Annotated in this window: 21 protein-coding genes; 17 read left to right on the plus strand and 4 right to left on the minus strand. The window is 40.1% G+C overall.

Going from position 1 to position 20898, the window contains the following annotated elements:
* The 10 genes from HMPREF1117_RS02710 to HMPREF1117_RS02755 form a co-directional block, all read left to right on the plus strand.
* On the plus strand, positions 1–231 hold a 231-nt coding region (locus HMPREF1117_RS02710; protein ID WP_000295543.1), incomplete at its 5' end, for an LPXTG cell wall anchor domain-containing protein.
* Positions 232–614: 383 nt separating this feature from the next.
* Positions 615–905, plus strand: coding sequence for a thiamine-binding protein (locus HMPREF1117_RS02715; RefSeq protein WP_000647685.1), 291 nt, complete (start codon positions 615–617; stop codon positions 903–905).
* Positions 868–1626, plus strand: a complete 759-nt coding sequence (locus HMPREF1117_RS02720) for an ABC transporter permease (protein WP_007556272.1) — start codon at positions 868–870, stop codon at positions 1624–1626. Before HMPREF1117_RS02715 ends, HMPREF1117_RS02720 begins: the two co-directional genes overlap by 38 nt.
* A gap of 39 nt (positions 1627–1665) precedes the next feature.
* Positions 1666–2673 carry an ABC transporter substrate-binding protein gene (locus tag HMPREF1117_RS02725; RefSeq protein ID WP_000754560.1) on the plus strand — a complete coding sequence of 336 codons (1008 nt, stop codon included), beginning with the start codon at positions 1666–1668 and terminating at the stop codon, positions 2671–2673.
* The gene (locus HMPREF1117_RS02730) at positions 2673–3401 is read left to right on the plus strand and encodes an ABC transporter ATP-binding protein (protein WP_000136213.1); all 729 of its coding nucleotides are present in this window, start codon (positions 2673–2675) and stop codon (positions 3399–3401) included. Before HMPREF1117_RS02725 ends, HMPREF1117_RS02730 begins: the two co-directional genes overlap by 1 nt.
* Before the next feature lie 305 nt (positions 3402–3706).
* Positions 3707–4165: a CtsR family transcriptional regulator gene (locus tag HMPREF1117_RS02735; RefSeq protein ID WP_001211268.1), complete on the plus strand. Its 459-nt coding sequence runs from the start codon at positions 3707–3709 to the stop codon at positions 4163–4165.
* Between the two features lies 1 nt (position 4166).
* A complete protein-coding gene (locus HMPREF1117_RS02740; protein ID WP_001109718.1) occupies positions 4167–6599 on the plus strand; it encodes an ATP-dependent Clp protease ATP-binding subunit in 2433 nt (810 codons plus the stop codon).
* A 144-nt stretch (positions 6600–6743) separates the two neighbouring features.
* On the plus strand, positions 6744–7802 hold the full coding sequence (locus tag HMPREF1117_RS02745) for an AAA family ATPase (protein ID WP_007556293.1): 1059 nt from the start codon (positions 6744–6746) through the stop codon (positions 7800–7802).
* 9 nt (positions 7803–7811) lie between these two features.
* Positions 7812–8591, plus strand: coding sequence for a nicotinamide riboside transporter PnuC (gene pnuC, locus HMPREF1117_RS02750; protein WP_000724502.1), 780 nt, complete (start codon positions 7812–7814; stop codon positions 8589–8591).
* A 1-nt stretch (position 8592) separates the two neighbouring features.
* Positions 8593–9366 (plus strand): NUDIX domain-containing protein, encoded by a 774-nt coding sequence (locus HMPREF1117_RS02755; protein WP_000132754.1) that lies wholly within the window; start codon positions 8593–8595, stop codon positions 9364–9366.
* A gap of 73 nt (positions 9367–9439) precedes the next feature.
* On the opposite strand, the gene HMPREF1117_RS02760 is transcribed toward HMPREF1117_RS02755, so the two are convergent.
* A complete protein-coding gene (locus tag HMPREF1117_RS02760; protein WP_000066942.1) occupies positions 9440–9670 on the minus strand; it encodes a hypothetical protein in 231 nt (76 codons plus the stop codon).
* 286 nt (positions 9671–9956) lie between these two features.
* Here HMPREF1117_RS02760 and HMPREF1117_RS02765 point away from each other — a divergent pair, with 286 nt between their 5' ends.
* Positions 9957–10649, plus strand: a complete 693-nt coding sequence (locus HMPREF1117_RS02765) for a hypothetical protein (protein WP_000730917.1) — start codon at positions 9957–9959, stop codon at positions 10647–10649.
* A gap of 69 nt (positions 10650–10718) precedes the next feature.
* On the opposite strand, the gene HMPREF1117_RS02770 is transcribed toward HMPREF1117_RS02765, so the two are convergent.
* Genes HMPREF1117_RS02770 through hslO form a run of 3 tightly spaced genes read right to left on the minus strand, consistent with a single transcriptional unit; the run spans position 10719 to position 13111 of the window.
* A complete protein-coding gene (locus HMPREF1117_RS02770) occupies positions 10719–11270 on the minus strand; it encodes a cysteine hydrolase family protein (protein WP_000233710.1) in 552 nt (183 codons plus the stop codon).
* A 1-nt stretch (position 11271) separates the two neighbouring features.
* Positions 11272–12252 carry a tRNA dihydrouridine synthase DusB gene (dusB, locus tag HMPREF1117_RS02775; protein ID WP_000183309.1) on the minus strand — a complete coding sequence of 327 codons (981 nt, stop codon included), beginning with the start codon at positions 12250–12252 and terminating at the stop codon, positions 11272–11274.
* The gene (gene hslO / locus HMPREF1117_RS02780; protein WP_000357835.1) at positions 12239–13111 is read right to left on the minus strand and encodes an Hsp33 family molecular chaperone HslO; all 873 of its coding nucleotides are present in this window, start codon (positions 13109–13111) and stop codon (positions 12239–12241) included. Before hslO ends, dusB begins: the two co-directional genes overlap by 14 nt.
* A 164-nt stretch (positions 13112–13275) precedes the next feature.
* Between hslO and HMPREF1117_RS02785 the strand changes: the two genes are divergently transcribed.
* The 6 genes from HMPREF1117_RS02785 to HMPREF1117_RS02810 all read left to right on the plus strand — a co-directional run bounded on the left by HMPREF1117_RS02785 (position 13276) and on the right by HMPREF1117_RS02810 (position 20883).
* Entirely contained in the window at positions 13276–14703 is a 1428-nt protein-coding gene (locus tag HMPREF1117_RS02785) for a helix-turn-helix domain-containing protein (protein ID WP_000280563.1), read from the plus strand.
* Positions 14704–14862: 159 nt separating this feature from the next.
* Complete coding sequence (glpK, locus tag HMPREF1117_RS02790; RefSeq protein ID WP_000076763.1) at positions 14863–16368, plus strand: glycerol kinase GlpK; 1506 nt, start codon at positions 14863–14865, stop codon at positions 16366–16368.
* Positions 16369–16421: 53 nt separating this feature from the next.
* Complete coding sequence (gene glpO, locus HMPREF1117_RS02795) at positions 16422–18248, plus strand: type 1 glycerol-3-phosphate oxidase (protein ID WP_000395966.1); 1827 nt, start codon at positions 16422–16424, stop codon at positions 18246–18248.
* Positions 18249–18317: 69 nt separating this feature from the next.
* On the plus strand, positions 18318–19022 hold the full coding sequence (locus HMPREF1117_RS02800; RefSeq protein WP_000980810.1) for an MIP/aquaporin family protein: 705 nt from the start codon (positions 18318–18320) through the stop codon (positions 19020–19022).
* Positions 19023–19262: 240 nt separating this feature from the next.
* The gene (locus tag HMPREF1117_RS02805; RefSeq protein WP_000071448.1) at positions 19263–20441 is read left to right on the plus strand and encodes a ryptide export MFS transporter; all 1179 of its coding nucleotides are present in this window, start codon (positions 19263–19265) and stop codon (positions 20439–20441) included.
* A 310-nt stretch (positions 20442–20751) separates the two neighbouring features.
* Positions 20752–20883 (plus strand): teichoic acid D-Ala incorporation-associated protein DltX, encoded by a 132-nt coding sequence (locus HMPREF1117_RS02810; RefSeq protein WP_000813665.1) that lies wholly within the window; start codon positions 20752–20754, stop codon positions 20881–20883.
* Positions 20884–20898 lie beyond the last annotated feature (15 nt).

The raw sequence follows: 20898 nt of genomic DNA on the forward strand, positions 1-20898 counted from the left end.
AATGTTCCAGTATATGGAGAAACAGGCGCACCAGCCGTAAATAATGTTCCAGACTATAAACTGACAACAGCAGGAACTAAGCAAGATCAGACTTACCAAGCACCAGCTACAAAAACAGAAGTTAAAAAAGGACTTCCAAATACTGGTACTAAAGAAAATGCTGCATTGGCATCAGTAGGATTCCTTGGATTAGTACTCGGTGCCCTTCCATTTGCCAAACGTAAAAACTAAGTCATTAAAAACATAAAAGAGAGGGAAACGTTTCCTTCTCTTTTTATTAAATTATTTATAATCTAGCTCTTCTTTATTTTGCTAACACATTCCGTATTTTTTTATTGTGAATGATGAGATAAGTCAGTATGAACTATTAAGAAAATTTTTTCACAATTTTCTGTAAGCAGTTTCCTTGACATCTTTCCTATTATGCGATATCATATGTCTATATAATATATGGGAGTCTGTGTACAGTCTGAGAGGAAGTGTTAAACTTCGACCGCATCTGATCTGGGTAATGCCAGCGTAGGTAAGGATACTTCGTCACATCTTACACCTTTTCCATATATGGGAAAGGTTTTTCTTTTTGGCAAAAGAAGAACTGAGAGGAGGAGGTTCTTATGAAAGCAAGCATTGCCTTGCAAGTTTTACCCTTATCTCAGGGGATTGACCGGATAGAGGTTATTGATCAAGTCATTGCTTATCTGCAAGCTCAAGGAGTGACTATGGTGGTAACACCATTTGAAACAGTCTTGGAAGGGGAATTTGATGAACTCATGCGTATTCTCAAAGAAGCGCTTGAAGTGGCAGGGCAGGAGGCAGACAATGTTTTTGCCAATGTGAAAATAAATGTAGGAGAGATTTTAAGCATCGATGAGAAACTTGAAAAGTATACTGAGACGACACATTAGTCTAATGGGCTTTCTCGGAGTCTTGTCAATCTGGCAGTTAGCAGGTTTTCTTAAACTGCTCCCCAAGTTTATCCTGCCGACACCTCTTGAAATTCTCCAGGCCTTTGTTCGTGATAGAGAATTTCTCTGGCACCATAGCTGGGCCACCTTGAGAGTGGCTTTACTGGGGTTGGTTCTGGGAGTCTTGATTGCCTGTCTCATGGCTGTGCTTATGGACAGTTTGACTTGGCTCAATGACTTGATTTACCCTATGATGGTGGTCGTTCAGACTATCCCGACTATTGCCATAGCTCCTATTCTGGTCTTGTGGCTCGGTTATGGGATTTTGCCCAAGATTGTCTTGATTATCTTAACGACAACCTTTCCCATCATCGTCAGCATTTTGGACGGTTTTAGGCATTGTGACAAGGATATGCTGACCTTGTTTAGTTTGATGCGAGCCAAATCTTGGCAAATCCTGTGGCATTTTAAAATCCCTGTCAGCCTGCCCTACTTTTATGCAGGTCTAAGAGTTAGTGTTTCCTACGCCTTTATCACAACAGTGGTATCTGAGTGGTTGGGAGGCTTTGAAGGACTTGGTGTCTACATGATTCAGTCCAAGAAACTGTTTCAGTATGATACCATGTTCGCTATTATCATTCTGGTATCGATTATCAGCCTTTTGGGTATGAAATTTGTCGATATTAGTGAAAAATATGTTATTAAATGGAAACGTTCATAAGAAAAAGGATGTTTCTGAAAAAGAAAAGAGGAAATTGAAATGAAAAAAACATGGAAAGTGTTTTTAACTGTTTTAACAGCTCTTGTAGCTGTTGTGCTTGTGGCCTGTGGTCAAGGAACTGCTTCTAAGGATAATAAGGAAGCAGAACTTAAGAAGATTGACTTTATCCTAGACTGGACGCCAAATACCAACCACACAGGTCTTTATGTGGCTAAGGAAAAAGGTTATTTCAAAGAAGCTGGAGTGGATGTTGATTTGAAATTACCACCTGAAGAAAGTTCTTCTGACTTAGTCATTAATGGCAAGGCACCATTTGCAGTTTATTTCCAAGACTACATGGCTAAGAAATTGGAAAAAGGAGCAGGGATCACTGCTGTTGCAGCTATTGTTGAACACAATACATCAGGGATTATCTCTCGTAAATCTGATAATGTAGCTAGTCCAAAGGACTTGGTTGGTAAGAAATACGGAACTTGGAATGACCCAACTGAACTTGCTATGTTGAAAACTTTGGTAGAATCTCAAGGTGGAGATTTTGAAAAAGTTGAAAAAGTACCAAATAACGACTCAAACTCTATCACACCGATTGCCAATGGCGTCTTTGATACTGCATGGATCTACTATGGATGGGATGGAATCCTTGCTAAATCTCAAGGTGTAGATGCTAACTTCATGTATTTGAAAGACTACGTTAAAGAATTTGACTACTATTCACCAGTAATCATCGCAAACAACGACTACCTTAAAGATAACAAAGAAGAAGCTCGTAAAGTTATCCAAGCTATCAAAAAAGGTTACCAATACGCTATGGAACACCCAGAAGAAGCTGCAGATATCTTGATTAAGAATGCGCCTGAGCTCAAAGAAAAACGTGACTTTGTCATCGAATCTCAAAAATACTTGTCAAAAGAATATGCAAGTGACAAGGAAAAATGGGGTCAATTTGATGCAGCTCGCTGGAATGCCTTCTACAAATGGGATAAAGAAAATGGTATCCTAAAAGAAGACTTGACTGACAAAGGCTTCACTAACGATTTTGTGAAATAATGACAGAAATTAGACTAGAACACGTCAGTTATGCCTATGGCCCTGAGAGGATTTTAGAGGATATCAATCTGAAAGTCACTTCGGGTGAAGTAGTCTCTATTTTAGGCCCAAGTGGTGTTGGTAAGACCACACTTTTCAACCTAATTGCTGGGATTTTAGAAGTTCAGTCGGGTCAAATCGTTCTTGATGGTGAGGAAAACCCCAAGGGGCGCGTGAGTTATATGTTGCAAAAGGACTTGCTCTTAGAACACAAGACCGTTCTTGGCAATATCATTTTACCCCTCTTGATTCAAAAGGTGGATAAGGTTGAAGCTATTTCTCGTGCGGATGAAATACTCGCTACTTTTCAGTTGACGGCTATAAGGGATAAATACCCTCATGAGTTGAGTGGTGGGATGCGCCAACGTGTGGCCTTGCTTCGTACCTACCTTTTTGGGCACAAACTCTTTCTCTTGGATGAGGCTTTCAGTGCCTTGGATGAGATGACTAAGATGGAGCTTCATGCTTGGTACCTTGAGATTCACAAGCAGTTGCAACTGACGACTTTGATTATTACTCACAGTATCGAGGAGGCCCTCAATCTCAGCGATCGTATCTATATCTTGAAGAATCGTCCTGGACAAATTGTCTCAGAAGTCAAACTAGATTGGTCTGAAGATGAGGACAAGGAAGTCCAAAAGATTGCCTATAAACGAAAAATATTAGCAGAATTAGGTTTAAATCAATAAAAATAAGGAGTTGGTGAAGATTATTCTTTGCCAACTCTTTTTCAACAGTCTAACGATTTAGGTAAAGTCAAAAATCATAAATTGTGCGTTTTCATGTGTTTACGGTGTGCTTGTTTATATCCGGTTGAGTAACCCATTTAGGGACTATTTTTATAGACTTTTTAAAACAAGGGTGATTATATGGATTAGTTTTTTATAGAAAGTCCGTATTTTCAAGGCTTTGACCTTAAAAATTTGACTTATAGAGTGTTAAATGATAGTATAGTCAAAGATAGTCAAGGTTAAAAGAAAGAGGTGGCTTTGCTATGAGATTTAAAAATACATCCGATCATATTGAGGCCTATATCAAGGCCATTTTAGATCAATCTGGTATCGTGGAATTGCAGCGAAGCCAGTTGGCGGATACTTTTCAAGTTGTTCCAAGCCAAATTAACTATGTTATTAAAACACGTTTCACAGAAAGTAGAGGCTATCTAGTTGAGAGTAAGCGTGGTGGCGGAGGCTATATTCGTATTGGCCGGATTGAGTTTTCGAGTCACCATGAAATGCTTCGCGAGTTGCTATACTCGATTGGTGAGCAGATTAGTCAAGAAATTTATGAAGACATTCTACAACTCTTGTTTGAACAAGATTTGTTGACCAAGCAGGAGATGAATTTACTGCTATCAGTAGCTTTGGATCGCGTTTTAGGAGAAGAAGCTCCAGTCCTTCGAGCAAACATGCTGCGACAGGTCATACAAGAGGTAGATAGAAAAGGGAAGTAAGATGAACTATTCAAAAGCATTGAATGAATGTATCGAGAGTGCCTATATGGTTGCTAGTCACTTTGGAGCTGATTATCTGGAGTCATGGCATTTGTTAATTGCTATGGCAAATCATGGCTATAGTGTGGCAGGTGCAACTTTAAATGATTATCCCTATGAGATTGATCGTTTGGAAGAGGTTGCCTCAGAGCTAACCGAAATGGTTTATAGTCCAGTTGAACGATATAAGGAATTGCCTTTTTCTCATCGTTTAGATGTTCTATTTGCAGAAGCTGAGTATGTAGCCTCAGTGGTACATGCAAAGATTTTGGGGACCGAGCATGTTCTTTATGCGATTTTGCATGATGGGAATGCTTTAGCGACTCGAATCTTGGAGAGAGCGGGCTTTTCTTATGAGGATAAGAAGGAGCAGGTCAAGATTGCTGCCCTTCGTCGTAATCTAGAAGATCGTGCAGGTTGGTCTAGAGATGATCTTAAGGCTTTACGTCAACGTCATCGTACAGTGGCTGACAAGCAAAATTCCATGGCTAATATGATGGGTATGCCACAGACTCCAAGCGGTGGATTGGAAGATTATACTCATGATTTGACAGATCAGGCTCGCTCTGGTAGGTTAGAGCCAGTCATCGGCCGTGACAAGGAAATCTCACGTATGATTCAGATCTTAAGCCGTAAGACCAAGAACAATCCTGTCTTGGTTGGAGATGCTGGTGTCGGAAAAACAGCCTTAGCGCTTGGGCTCGCCCAGCGTATTGCTAGTGGTGATGTACCGGCAGAAATGGCTAAGATGCGCGTGTTAGAGCTTGATTTGATGAATGTTGTTGCAGGTACACGTTTCCGTGGGGATTTTGAAGAGCGTATGAACAATATCATTAAGGATATTGAAGAAGATGGACAAGTGATTCTCTTTATCGATGAACTCCACACCATTATGGGTTCAGGTAGTGGGATTGATTCGACACTGGATGCGGCAAATATCTTGAAACCAGCCTTAGCTCGTGGAACTTTGCGAACAGTTGGTGCAACTACTCAGGAAGAATACCAAAAACATATCGAAAAAGATGCGGCCCTTTCTCGTCGTTTTGCTAAGGTGACGATTGAAGAACCAAGTGTGGCAGATAGTATGACTATCTTGCAAGGTTTGAAAGCAACCTATGAGAAACATCACCGTGTGCAAATCACAGATGCGGCTGTTGAAACGGCTGTTAAGATGGCTCATCGCTATTTAACTAGTCGTCATCTACCTGATTCTGCTATTGACCTTCTAGATGAAGCTGCAGCGACAGTTCAGAACAAGACCAAACATGCTAAAGAGGATCAATCAGGCTTGACAGCGGCTGATAAGGCCTTGATGGATGGTAAGTGGAAACAGGCGGCCCAGCTAATCGCAAAAGAAGAGGAAGTCCCAGTCTACAAAGACTTGGTGACAGAGTCTGATATTTTGACTACCTTGAGTCGTTTATCAGGAATTCCAGTCCAAAAACTGACTCAAACGGACGCTAAGAAGTATCTAAATCTTGAAGCAGAACTCCATAAACGGGTTATCGGGCAAGATCAAGCTGTCTCTAGCATCAGCCGTGCTATTCGTCGTAATCAGTCTGGTATTCGCAGTCACAAACGTCCAATTGGATCCTTTATGTTCCTAGGACCGACAGGTGTCGGTAAGACCGAATTGGCTAAAGCTCTGGCAGAAGTTCTTTTTGACGACGAATCAGCTCTTATTCGCTTTGATATGAGTGAGTATATGGAGAAATTTGCAGCCAGCCGTCTCAATGGAGCTCCTCCGGGCTATGTAGGTTATGAAGAAGGTGGGGAGTTGACCGAGAAGGTTCGCAACAAACCATATTCCGTTCTCCTTTTTGACGAGGTAGAGAAGGCCCACCCAGACATCTTTAATGTTCTCTTGCAGGTCTTGGATGACGGTGTCTTGACAGATAGCAAGGGACGCAAGGTTGATTTTTCAAATACCATTATTATCATGACTTCAAACCTTGGTGCGACAGCCCTTCGGGATGATAAGACTGTTGGTTTTGGTGCTAAGGATATCCGTTTCGACCAGGAAAATATGGAAAAACGAATGTTCGAAGAGTTGAAAAAGGCTTATCGACCAGAGTTTATCAACCGTATTGATGAAAAGGTTGTCTTCCATAGTCTATCGAACGACCATATGCAGGAAGTAGTGAAAATTATGGTCAAGCCTTTGGTGGCAAGTTTGGCAGAAAAAGGTATTGATTTGAAATTACAGGCTTCTGCTCTTAAATTACTAGCCAATCAAGGATATAATCCTGAGATGGGAGCACGTCCACTTCGCAGAACCTTGCAAACAGAAGTGGAAGACAAGTTAGCAGAACTCCTCCTCAAGGGAGAGCTGGTAGCAGGCAAAACTCTCAAGATTGGCGTTAAAGCTGGTCAGTTAAAATTTGATATTGCTTAAAATGTGAGAATCAGGGGAGACCTTGATTCTTTTTTTGAAATCTTTTTATAAAAAATAATAAAAAACTATTGACAAAATAAAAATATAGTATATAATAAAAACATAGAGAACAAAAATATTAAAAATTATAAAAAGGTTAAAGTTATGAAAAGGAAAACAGCAGTGGTATTTGGTACCTTTGCTCCATTGCACCAGGGACATATTGACCTCATTCAGCGGGCTAAACGTCAGTGTGACCAGGTTTGGGTAGTTGTTTCGGGCTATGAGGGAGACCGTGGTGAGCAGGTTGGATTGACATTGCAAAAGAGATTTCGTTATATTCGGGAAGCTTTTCGCGATGATGAGTTGACCTTGGTTTGTAAGTTAGATGAGACGCATCTTCCCCGTTACCCAATGGGCTGGGATCAGTGGTTAGAGAAAATGCTAGAAGAGATTGCCTACGATCAAAATCAGCAAGAGCTAATCTTCTTTGTGGGAGAGCAGGATTATCAACAAGAGCTGAAACAGCGTGGTTTTAAGACGGTCTTACAAGAAAGAAAGTTTGGAATCTCAGCAACTATGATTCGTGGAAATCCAATCAAGTATTGGAAATACATCGCTCAGCCCTTCCGTCGTCAATTTACTAAAAAAGTGCTAATCATGGGAAGTGCTAGTAATGGAAAAACAACTCTAGCCAAGGATTTGGCCAGGTATTACGATGCGCCAGTTAGTCTTGAGTATGCGCGTGAGTACCAGATAAAAAATAATGTTCGAGACGACGAGTTGACTCCAAAGGATTACTATTATCTGCTCTTGGGGCAGTATGATCAGACGTCCAAGTTGATTGACAGTAGTGCCAATAGGGGCTTGGTCGTCGCAGATACCAATTCTCTGGTGACCAAGGGTTACTATGATTATTACATGGAGTCAGAGGATCAAGGGGACTTATCAGGAGAGACTTTTGACAATCTTTTTGCCTCGATTTTATCTAAGGAAAAATGGGACTTGATTCTCTTTGTACAACCTGTAGGCTCCTATGTCAATGATGGTTTTAGAGATATGACCATGGCAGAGGATCACATTCGTCACAGTTTCTCACAACATTTGGATCAGATGAGGGAGCGCTACTTAGCAACTATTCCACTAGTTTATCTATCTAGTGATTATCTTGGAAATTACGAAACAGCAAAAGATGCTATTGATAGCATTTACCAAGCAGATTAGGAGAATATTATGAAAAAAATAACTAGAAAAATCACACAATTTATTGAAAACTTTAAAAATGTTCACTCGGAAGCCAAAAAGATTGGTTTTGCAGGAGTCATGCGCTTGCTTTGGAAGGATCTCTTTATGGGACGTAGTCTCTTCCAGTGGTTGTATTTAATTGCCTTGTCGAGTGTTCCTTTAATCTTGGAATTCACTCAAAATACGGATAGTCACGATTGGTTAAGCTTGTTTGCCTCTTGGACGGGGATTGTTTGTGTTATCTTAGTTGCAGAAGGACGGGCTAGCAACTATCTCTTTGGTGCTATTAATTCGGCTATCTATCTGATTTTGGCTATGAATGCGACCTTCTATGGAGAAGTCTTGACAACTGTTTATTTCTTTGTCATGCAACCAATCGGTCTTTATGCTTGGTTATCAAATCGTATCAATGAACAAGAAAAAGCAGAAGAATCCCACTTTGAAGCCAAGAAATTATCCTTGGTGGATTGGCTCAAGTACTCGGTCTTGACTGCTATCATTTGGATTGGTATGGGCTTAGCTTACCAAAGTATCCATAGTGCTCGCCCTTTCCGTGATAGTGTTACTGATGCGACAAATGGTGTTGGCCAGCTCCTGATGACTCGTCTCTACCGTGAGCAATGGATTTTCTGGATTGCAACTAACCTCTTTAGTATCTACCTTTGGTGGGGTGAAAATATTCATATTCAAGGGATGTACTGGGTCTACACATTCAACAGTCTAGTGGGTTGGTACCAATGGACTAAGGCAGTTCGTAAGGAGGCCTAACATGACTGACACGACGATTCCAGCTGGGATGAAAGAAAAAGAATATTTTGAAATTCATGCCAGTCAGGAAGAATTTTTAGACTGGTACTACAAGCAAGAACTCCCTCAATATGAAAAGCCTAGTGTGACGGTGGATATGGTAGCCTACTGCTTTGTAGAAGGAAAAATCAAGCTATTGCTAATCCGTCGCAAGGCTCATCCATATCAAAATTGTTTAGCGCTAGTTGGAGGCTTTATGGACAAGGGAGAAGACGCTGCACATGCTTGTCAGCGCGAGGTGAAAGAAGAGGTTAACCTAGACCTCCCTTTAGAAAAAATTGAACAATTGATGACAGTATCTACCCCCGGTCGTGACCCTCGGGGTTGGACTGTGACTATCGCCCACTTGGTTTATTTACCCAGTCGAGCACTTGATTTGATCAAAGCAGGGGATGATGCCAAGGATGTGGTTTTTGTAGATGTGGATTTTCAGACTGGGAAATGCTTCTTGGATGGATTAGAATTGAAAGAGCAAGCTTTTGCCTTTGACCATTATGCCATTATTAAAGAATCTATCAAACGAATCCAAGGGCGTCTAGACTGGAACCCAACCTTTCTCTATCTGCTAGAGGAGGAGTTCACTGTCTACGAAGGGACTGAACTGGTCAATCTCATCAATCCAGGTCGTCCAATCGTCAGCAATAACTTTCTCGTAAAATATGGCGAGTACGTAGAAGAGGTCGGGCTCAAACGAGTACCTAAAAAGAAACCAAGAAAAACCTATCGACTGAAATAAAAAACGAGGCCGGGGAAAAGTTCCCGACCTCTTTATTTACTGTTATGAGATGAAATTTCTCTTGCGACTACTTTTATGGGTGGCTATCCTTCTTAGAATTACTCAACATGTGAGTAAAGAAGTCTTTGTATCGTTGCTTGAGATATTTCTCATGCAAAACTAATAAAGCGATATAGCAAATCATAAAGGTTGTAGTTAGATAGAAGACATCAAATGCAGTTCGCGCATAGTAAGTTGCTGATTGATAAGAGACAATAGCTGTCACAATCAACCAAGGCAGATATTTGTAATACTTGTTTGACATAAACCTGTACCTCCTATATCCTAGTTCACTATTATTATATTCCTTTGACAAAAAAATGCAAGCGATTACACAAGGGCGATTTAAAAACTTTTAAACAAAATAAGAATTTTTCTCTGTTTTTTCTGTCAGATTACGAATAGAAGAGTAGGAGGAGAAAATGTAGTCAAGTTATTTAAGATTTTTAAAATTGCTTATATAAGTAGTTGACAGATTTAAAGATAAATGTTACAATAACATTACAAAAAGATTTCACAAAATTACTAAAACATTACAAAGAGGTAGAAAAATGAAAAAGAAAACTTATATTCAATTGATGACAGCAACTGTTTTGGCATCAACTTTACTACTAGGAGCTTGCGGAAATAAAAAAGAAACAACTCAAGCAAGCAGTTCTGCTAAAACAAGCCAATCATCTAGTACTAAAGCAAGCTCAGCAAACAATGAAAGCAAGACTCAGAAATCATCCACTTTATCAACATCTGAAAAGCCAAAGGTATCTTCTGATAAGTCTTCAACAACTGCAACTCAAACACAAGCAGCAAACGCATCAGCAACCGAACAAAGAAAGGGACAAGACGTAGCTACTCAACAAGCAGCTAGTCAGCAAACTGCTACTAAGCAACAAAGCTCTCAAGCACAAGTTAATCAAAAAAACTATGATTCAACAACTGATCGTAAATTTCAAGATAAACAAGCAGAGCAAAATAAACGCTATAAGGGTGTCTTAACTATGGTTGATGGGGATTTCTCAGCTGCAGCGGGCAATTGGAAGGGAGCTAATGGCGAAACCATTACTGTTTCTTCAGGAGGTCAATTTACAGTAGAAACTGCTGATGGCAAGAAGGAAAACTACTCTATCAAAGGTTATTCATATACCCTTGACGATGGTAAGTATAATGCTACAATCGGTGGAGGAAAGACCGTTCAAATTACCACAGGTGCAGATGGCAAGGTTTCTAGTGTTGCCTTGAGTCAATAATAGCTTTCAGTATTTGAATGTTTACAATCAAAGAAAATCCGTCAGCTCAATAAGAGTTGACGGATTATTTTATACTTGTACTTGGGTTAAAAATTCTTCTGTAGTAAGAATTTGAGCAAACTCATCTTGTAGAGTAAGGAGATTAATCTCATGGATAGTCTCAGGAGAGATGGCCTGACCGTTTTTGTTAGATAGGGTAAAACTGGCAGTAGCATCTGCTAGTAGAGTGACTTCAAAACCAAGATTTGCTGCCATTCGTGTCGTAGTAGATACACAATGAGGCAATGTCAAACCAACAAGGACTAAATGACTAATCTGATTTTTACGTAAATATGTTTCAAGATTTGTCCCAATAAAGGCGCTATTAACCGTTTTTTGAAAGACAGGTTCGGAAGCAACTGGTTCAAATCCATTTTTAAACTCCTGATTTTGTTTGTTATGAAATTGCGACTGGGGATTATCAGATATGTGTTGAATGTGTAAGACTGGAAGACCATGTTTACGAAAGTATTCCAGTACCCTGAATGCTTGGTGTTCAGCTTGAGGATTGTTTCGTTCTCCCAAAATAGGTCTATCAAATGCTTTTTGCATATCGATAATCAGTAGAGCAGTATGAACCATTTTAAGCCTTATCCAACTGCAAGAGGGCTTCAATTTCTGCCAAAGTGCTGGCTTGTGAAATAGCTCCACGGAGTTTAGCTGCACCAGATGTTCCACGGAGATAGTGAGGAGCGAGGCCACGGAATTCACGGACCGCGACGTTTTCTCCTTTGAGGTTAATCAAGCGTGTCAAGTGTTCGTAGGCGATTTTCATCTTGTCTTCAAAGGTCAAATCAGGTAGGATTTCTCCTGTTTCAAAGTAATGGTTGATTTGGTTGAAGAGGTAGGGATTGCCCATGGCTGCACGGCCAATCATAACTGCGTCAGCACCAACTTCTTCAATACGTTGTTTGGCTTCTTGGACAGTACGGATATCGCCGTTAGCGATGAAGGGAATCTTGGTAAGAGCTTGGGCAACCTTATGAAGAGTTTCAAGGTCGGCGTGGCCTGTATACATTTGTTCACGGGTACGGCCATGCATGGCGAGGGCAGAAACACCTGCAGCTTCAGCAGCGAGGGCATTTTCTACTGCCAGAGATGGGTCAGCCCAACCAGTACGCATTTTGACAGTAAGCGGAATATCAAGAACCGATTGGACCTTGTTGATGATAGAGTAGATCTTGTCTGGATCCTTGAGCCACATAGCGCCAGCTTCGTTCTTCACGATTTTATTAACTGGGCAGCCCATGTTGATATCCACGATATCGGTCTTAGTGTTTTCTTGGATAAATTCTGCTGCGCGTGCGAGGCTGTCTTCATCACTACCAAATAGTTGGATAGAAACGGGGTTTTCTCCTTCATCAATATGAAGCATGTGCAGGGTTTTTTCATTGTTGTATTGGATTCCCTTGTCAGAGACCATCTCCATTACAACGAGTCCAGCTCCGAGCTCTTTTGCGATGGTACGAAAGGCTGAGTTAGTCACACCAGCCATGGGTGCTAAAACAGTACGATTGGGAATCTCAACATTGCCAATCATAAAAGGAGTATTAAGATTTGTCACGAATGAGTTCCTCCAGATCGTTTTCATCAAAGTTGTAAGTAGTTTGGCAGAATTGACAAGTGATTTCTGCCCCGTGGTCTTCCTCTTTCATTTCCTGTAAGTCTGAGTTTGGAAGACTGGCAAGAGCGTTCATAAAGCGCTCATGGCTACAGTCACATTGGAAACGGATTTCTTCTTCAGAAAGACGCTTATAAGCCTCGTCACCGTAGATAGCCTTGAGGAGGGCTTCGATATGGTCTTCACTTTCGAGAAGGGTTGAGATAGCTGGCATTGCTTGGATGCGTTTTTCAAAGCGAGCAATCTCTTCTTCCTTGGCTCCCGGCAAGACTTGAACTAGGAAACCACCTGCAACCTTAACCTTGTCTTCTTCGTCCAAAAGGACATTGAGACCGACTGCTGAAGGTGTTTGTTGGCTTTCAGTCAGGTAAAAGGCAAGGTCTTCACCAATTTCCCCAGAGATGATAGGAGTCATAGAGTTGTATGGATTTCCAGTACCGTAGTCTGTGATAACGAGGAATTGACCATTTCCAATAAAAGGTCCGACTAAAACTTCACCAGTTGCAGTCTTTTTGATGTCAACACCAGGATTTTGAACGTAGCCCTTGACGTTACCCTTGGTATCAGCGACCGTGATGATAGCACCTAGAGAGCTAGATCCCAGCACCTTAACTGTTAGTTTGGTATTTCCTTTTTCATTGGCTGCGAGAATCTGGCTGGCGATAAGAGTTCGACCAAGCGCTACAGTTGAGCTAGCTTGGGTTTGATGTTTTTCTTGAGCAGTGCGGACGGTTTCTGTGCTATCAAGGACAAAAGCACGAAAGGCTCCACTTTCTGAAATAGTTTTAATAATTTTATCCATAGCTACTATTTTAGCATAAAAATGCCCAAAGGGGGAGCCGTGTGTTTGTTGATTTTTAGGATAATGGACTAGGAAATCAGTATGAAAATAAAAAGAGAAACAGATTATTTCATCATTTTTAAGTTTTGTGTTATTCTAAAGGAAGAAAATGAAAGGGGTAACAAATGTATTTAGGCGACTTGATGGAAAAAGCAGAATCTGGTCAATTTTTAGTACTTTCCTTTTTATTACAAAAATCTAAGACGACGGTCAAGCAAGCAATGGAAGAAACTGGATTTTCAAAAGCAACCTTGACAAAATATGTCGTCTTGCTTAACGACAAGGCCCAGGAAAAAGGTCTGGATCTGAAAATTCGTTTGGCAGATGAAATTTTGAGTTTATTAATTGGTCCAGCAGTCAAAGGGCGAGAAATTCGGAGCTTATTCTTGGGAAATGCCATAAAATACCAAATTTTAGTTTATCTCCTCTATCACCATCAGTTTTTAGCCCATCAATTGTCTCAAGAATTGATGATTAGTGAGGCAACGCTTGGTCGTCATTTATCAAGCTTAAATCATATTTTATCAGAATTTGACTTGTCTATTCAAAATGGCCGTTTGCGAGGTCCAGAACATCAGATTCGTTACTTTTATTTCTGTCTTTTCCGCAAGGTTTGGTCGAGCCAGGAGTGGGAAATGCATACGCAAAAGCCTGAGAGAAAGCAGGAAATTGCGATACTAGAAGAAATCTGTGGTGCTAGCTTGTCTTCGGGTCAGAAATTGGACTTGGTTTTGTGGGCTCACATCAGTCAACAGCGCCTCCGAGTTAATGCCTGTCAATTTCAAGTGATAGAAGAAAAAATGCGAGGGTATTTTGACAATATTTTCTACCTTCGTTTGCTTCGAAAGGCCTCTTTCTTTTTTGCTGGACAACATCTTCCTTTGGGGGCTGAGGATGGGGAGATAATGATTTTCTTTTCTTTTCTTCTCTCTCATAGGATTTTACCGCTTCATAGTATGGAGTATATCTTAGGTTTTGGTGGTCAACTTGCAGATTTGCTAACACAGATGATTCAAGAAATGAAAAAGAAGGACTTGTTGGGAGATTATACAGAGGACCATATCACTTATGAACTTAGTCAACTCTGTGGTCAAGTTTACCTATATAAGGGGTATATCTTGCAGGATCAATACAAGCATCAGTTAGACAATCGTCATCCTTATTTGCTGATGGATCATGACTTTAGAAATACAGCAAAGGATATTTTCGATGCCTTGCCTGCTTTTCAACAGGGTACAGACCTGGATAAAAAGATTAAATGGGAATGGCTCCAGTTGATGGAATATATGGCTGAAAATGGTGGCCAGCATATGAAGATTGGCTTGGACTTAACCTCTGGCTTTCTTGTCTTTTCGAGAATGTCGGCTATTTTGAAACGTTATTTAGAATACAATCGCTTTATCACCATAGAGGCGTATGACCGAACTCGGCATTATGATTTACTGGTTACAAATAACCCCATTTATAAGAAGGATCAGACACCGGTTTATTATTTGAAGAATGATTTAGATTTGGAAGATTTGGCAGGGATTCGTCAGTTACTATTCACTTAAAAGGCTTGGTTAATCCAGGTCTTTTTTGTGAAATTTACACAATCTCCTCACATTTTTTTAAAAATTAAAAAAAGTTGATAAACAAGAAAGCGCTTTATTTTGTATACTAGTTAGTGTAAAGAGGAGACATCCTCAAGATCTTTATGAGGAGGACATCACATGTCACAAGAAAAATACATTATGGCTATTGACCAGGGAACAACAAGTTCTCGTGCCATTATCTTTAATAAAAAAGGTGAAAAAGTTAGCTCTAGCCAAAAAGAGTTCACTCAAATTTTCCCTCACGCAGGTTGGGTAGAACACAATGCCAATGAAATTTGGAATTCTGTACAGTCTGTTATTGCGGGTGCTTTCATTGACAGTGGTGTGAAGCCAAGTCAAATCGAAGCAATCGGGATCACTAACCAACGTGAAACAACAGTTGTTTGGGATAAGAAAACAGGGCTTCCAATCTACAATGCCATCGTTTGGCAATCTCGTCAGACAGCTCCCCTAGCTGAGCAACTAAAAAGTAAAGGCTATGTAGAAAAATTCCATGAAAAAACTGGTTTGATTATCGACGCTTACTTCTCAGCAACCAAGGTTCGTTGGATTTTGGACCATGTTGAAGGTGCTCAAGAGAGAGCTGAAAAAGGTGAGTTGCTCTTTGGTACTATTGACACTTGGTTGGTTTGGAAATTGACAGACGGTGCGTCTCACGTAACGGATTATTCAAATGCAGCCCGTACGATGCTTTATAACATTAAAGAACTCAAATGGGATGATGAGATTTTAGAAATCCTCAATATTCCTAAGGCTATGCTTCCAGAAGTTCGCTCTAACTCTGAAATCTACGGTAAGACAGCTCCATTCCACTTCTATGGTGGAGAAGTTCCAATCTCAGGTATGGCAGGGGACCAACAGGCAGCCCTATTTGGACAGTTGGCCTTTGAACCTGGTATGGTTAAAAATACTTACGGAACAGGATCTTTCATCATTATGAATACTGGTGAAGAAATGCAGTTGTCTGAAAACAACCTCTTGACAACGATCGGTTACGGTATCAATGGTAAGGTTTACTATGCTTTAGAAGGATCCATCTTCATCGCGGGAAGTGCTATTCAATGGCTTCGTGATGGACTTCGTATGGTAGAGAACTCACCAGAATCTGAAAAGTATGCTCGTAATTCTAACAACGATGATGAAGTGTATGTCGTTCCAGCATTCACAGGATTAGGTGCTCCATATTGGAATCAAAATGCTCGCGGTTCTGTCTTTGGTTTAACTCGTGGAACAAGTAAGGAAGACTTTATCAAGGCAACTCTTCAATCAATTGCTTATCAAGTACGTGATATCATTGACACAATGCAGGTGGATGCTCAAACAGCTATTCAAGTATTGAAAGTGGATGGTGGAGCAGCTATGAACAACTTCCTCATGCAGTTCCAAGCTGATATTTTAGGTATTGACATTGCTCGTGCCAAGAACTTAGAAACTACAGCTTTAGGTGCAGCCTTCCTAGCTGGTTTAGCAGTTGGATACTGGAAAGATTTGGATGAGTTGAAACTCTTGAATGAGACTGGAGAACTCTTTGAACCATCTATGAACGAATCTCGTAAGGAACAACTTTACAAGGGTTGGAAGAAAGCTGTGAAAGCAACTCAAGTTTTTGCAGAAGAAGACTAATACTGATGACATCAGTTTAACAGTGACAGGACTTAATTAGAAAGTGTGTAGATATGGAATTTTCAAAGAAAACACGTGAATTATCAATTCAAAAAATGCAGGAACGTACCTTGGATCTCTTGATTATCGGTGGAGGAATCACCGGTGCTGGTGTAGCTTTACAGGCTGCAGCTAGTGGTTTAGATACTGGTTTGATTGAAATGCAAGACTTTGCAGAAGGAACATCAAGTCGTTCAACTAAATTGGTTCACGGAGGACTACGTTACCTTAAGCAATTTGACGTAGAAGTTGTATCAGATACGGTTTCAGAACGTGCAGTGGTACAACAAATTGCACCTCACATTCCAAAACCAGACCCAATGCTCTTACCTGTTTATGAAGAAGATGGAGCAACCTTTAGTCTCTTCCGTCTTAAAGTGGCTATGGATCTTTACGACCTCTTGGCAGGTGTCAACAATACACCAGCTGCAAACAAGGTCTTGAGCAAGGAAGAAGTATTAGAACGCCAACCAAACTTGAAGAAGGAAGGATTGGTAGGAGGTGGAGTTTATCTTGACTTCCGTAACAACGATGCACGCCTTGTAATTGAAAACATCAAACGTGCCAACCAAGATGGTGCTCTTATCGCTAACCACGTGAAGGCAGAAGGCTTCCTCTTTGACGAAAGTGGCAAGATTACAGGTGTGGTAGCTCGTGATCTCTTAACAGACCAAGCATTTGAAATTAAGGCTCGCCTTGTTATTAATACGACAGGTCCTTGGAGTGATAAAGTACGTAATTTGTCTAATAAGGGAACCCAATTCTCACAAATGCGTCCAACTAAGGGAGTTCACTTGGTAGTGGATTCAAGCAAGATTAAAGTTTCTCAACCAGTTTACTTTGATACAGGCTTGGGAGATGGTCGTATGGTCTTTGTACTTCCACGTGAAAACAAGACTTACTTCGGTACAACAGACACAGACTACACAGGTGATTTAGAACATCCAAAAGTAACTCAAGAAGATGTAGACTACCTACTTGGTATTGTAAACAACCGCTTCCCAGAAGCAAACATTACTGTTGCTGACATTGAAAGTAGCTGGGCAGGTCTTCGCCCATTGATCGCAGGCAATAGCGCTTCTGACTACAATGGAGGAAATAACGGAACCATCAGTGATGAAAGCTTTAACAACTTGATTGCGACTGTTGAATCTTATCTCTCTAAAGAAAAAACGCGTGAAGATGTTGAGGCTGCTGTCAGCAAGCTTGAAAGTAGCACATCTGAGAAACATTTGGATCCGTCGGCAGTTTCTCGTGGATCTAGCTTGGACCGTGATGACAATGGTCTCTTGACCCTTGCTGGTGGTAAAATCACAGACTACCGTAAGATGGCAGAAGGGGCTATGGAGCGCGTAGTTGAAATCTTGAAAGCAGAATTTGACCGCAGCTTTAAACTCATCAACTCTAAGACATATCCTGTTTCAGGTGGTGAATTGAACCCAGCAAGCGTGGATACAGAAATCGAAGCTTTTGCTGAACTTGGAGTATCTCGTGGTTTGGATAGCAAGGAAGCTCATTACCTAGCAAATCTTTATGGTTCAAATGCGCCTAAGGTCTTTGCTCTTGCTCATAGTTTAGAACAAGCACCAGGACTTAGCTTGGCTGATACCTTGTCACTTCACTATGCAATGCGCAATGAATTAGCTCTTAGCCCAGTTGATTTCCTTCTTCGTCGTACTAACCACATGCTCTTTATGCGTGATAGTTTGGACAGTATCGTTGAGCCAGTTCTTGATGAGATGGGACGATTCTATGATTGGACGGAAGATGAGAAAGCATCTTACCGTGCTGATGTAAAAGCGGCTCTTGCTAATAATGATTTGGCAGAATTAAAAAATTAAGAAAAAATAAAAGAGGTGGAGGGCAGGACTCCTAGTTTCCCCTCTCCTCCTTTTTATGGAGACAGAAATATGATGAATGAATTATTTGGAGAATTTCTAGGGACTTTAATCCTGATTCTTCTAGGGAATGGTGTTGTAGCAGGTGTAGTTCTTCCTAAAACCAAGAGCAACAATGCAGGTTGGATTGTCATTACTATGGGTTGGGGGATTGCAGTTGCGGTTGCAGTCTTTGTATCTGGAAAACTCAGTCCAGCTCATTTAAATCCGGCTGTGACAATTGGTGTGGCTTTAAAAGGTGACTTGCCTTGGGCTTCAGTATTTCCTTATATCTTAGCTCAGTTTGCAGGAGCTATGGTGGCTCAGATTTTGGTTTGGTTGCAATTCAAACCTCACTATGAAGCAGAAGAAAATGCAGGAAATATTTTGGCTACTTTCAGCACAGGACCAGCTATCAAAGACACTGTATCAAACTTGATTAGTGAAATCCTTGGAACCTTTGTATTGGTATTAACAATCTTTGCTTTGGGACTTTATGACTTTCAAGCAGGAATCGGAACTTTTGCAGTGGGAACATTGATTGTCGGTATCGGTCTATCACTAGGTGGGACAACAGGTTATGCCTTGAACCCGGCTCGTGATTTAGGACCTCGTATCATGCATAGTATCCTTCCAATTTCAAACAAGGGAGACGGAGACTGGTCTTACGCTTGGATCCCTGTTGTGGGACCTGTTATTGGTGCAGCCTTGGCCGTGCTTGTATTCTCACTTTTCTAATCTAGAAAACAATGATGTTGATAGAGCTTGAGATGAAAATCTCAGGCTTTTTTCATTTAGTATAACCTCTTAGTACTATCCACCAACGATAATAATTCCTTAAAAAAAGTAGGAAGAATAAAGGCAATAGCTTTTGCTTTTTCATGTGAAAATCCTCACTTTTGTTTGCTGCTATTTTATGCTAAAATATTAAAAATCAAATGTTAATTCCAAAGTTGGCAACTAAGATAGGAGAGCTACATGTCTAATTCATTTATCAAGTTGTTAGTCTCTCAATTGTTTGCAAATTTAGCAGATATTTTCTTTAGAGTAACAATCATTGCTAACATATACATAATTTCAAAATCAGTAATTGCCACATCTCTAGTTCCCATTTTAATAGGGATATCCTCTTTTGTTGCAAGTCTTTTAGTTTCTTTAGTTACTAAAAGGATAGCGCTAAATAGGGTTTTATCTTTATCCCAATTTGGAAAGACTATATTATTAACGATACTGGTAGGAATGTTCACCGTAATGCAATCAGTAGCGCCTTTGGTAACCTATCTATTTGTTGTGGCAATTTCCATATTAGATGGTTTTGCCGCACCTGTTTCCTATGCTATTGTGCCACGCTATGCGACCGATTTGGGCAAGGCTAACTCAGCCTTTTCAATGACTGGTGAAGCTGTTCAATTGGTGGGGTGGGGGTTAGGTGGACTCTTGTTTGCAACAATTGGTCTTTTACCTACCACGTTTATCATTTTAATCTTGTATATAATTTCCAGCTTTCTGATGTTATTTCTTCCTAAGGCTGAAGTGGAGGTGTTAGAGTCAGAAACTAATCTTGAAATTTTGCTCAAAGGTTGGAAGTTAGTTGCCAAAGATCCTAGATTAAGACTGTTTGTATCAGCAAATTTATTTGAAATTTTCTCAAATACGATTTGGGTTTCTTCCATCATGCTTGTTTTTGTAACGGAGTTATTAAATAAAACGGAAAGTTACTGGGGATATTCTAATACAGCATACTCTATTGGTATTATAATTAGTGGCTTAATTGCTTTTAGGCTATCTGAAAAGTTCCTCGCTGCTAAATGGGAAAGTATTCTTTTTCCTCTTGTAGGCATGGCAATAGTGACACTGACTATTCTATATTTTCCAAACGCACAGATGTTTTTACTATTTTCAGCTTTAGTTGGTATGTTATCGCAGCTAAAAGAAGTTCCTGAAAGTGTATTTCTTCAGGAAACAGTAGAGGAAAATCATTTGGTTAATGTCTATTCGGTTCTTGAAGTAATTTCGACACTATCATTTTCAGTATTTGTTTTGCTAATGAGCTATATTACTGAGAGTTTTGGTATTAGTATAAGTTTTTGGTTATCAGCCATTTGTCTGATGATAGAAGCTATTTTAATCTATATCAGACGAGATTATTTTAAATGAGAGACTAGGTAAAATGTCTTTAAAAATCAGAAAAGCGCATAGTATCAGGTGTTGAAAAAAACTTGATATTGTGCCTTTTATTACGGGAAGATTTAATTCATTTTCTCCTGAAATTTAGTGCTTGTCCAGCCTAACTCTATTTAAGACAGATATAGAAAAACTATATAATCCTTAAAATAAACTGAAATGTAGTGAAAATGTATGGTAACAAATTGAAAAAATACTCTATAAAATGGTACAATGGTAGAAAAATACCATAGTAAGAGTCCATCTTATTTAGCAAAATTACAGAAATGAAAGGTTTTTCTTGATGAAACAGAGAAAAGAACTCTATCTCTTTCTTGGTCGAACAGCCTTGTATTTTATTATTTTATTGGGTCTTCTTTACTTTTTTAGCTACCTTGGTAAAGGTCAGGGTGGTTTTATCTATAATGAATTCTAACTAGAAGGGGGCTCC

It is taken from the genome of Streptococcus sp. SK643, assembly GCF_000259505.1.
Taxonomy (GTDB): Bacteria; Bacillota; Bacilli; order Lactobacillales; family Streptococcaceae; genus Streptococcus.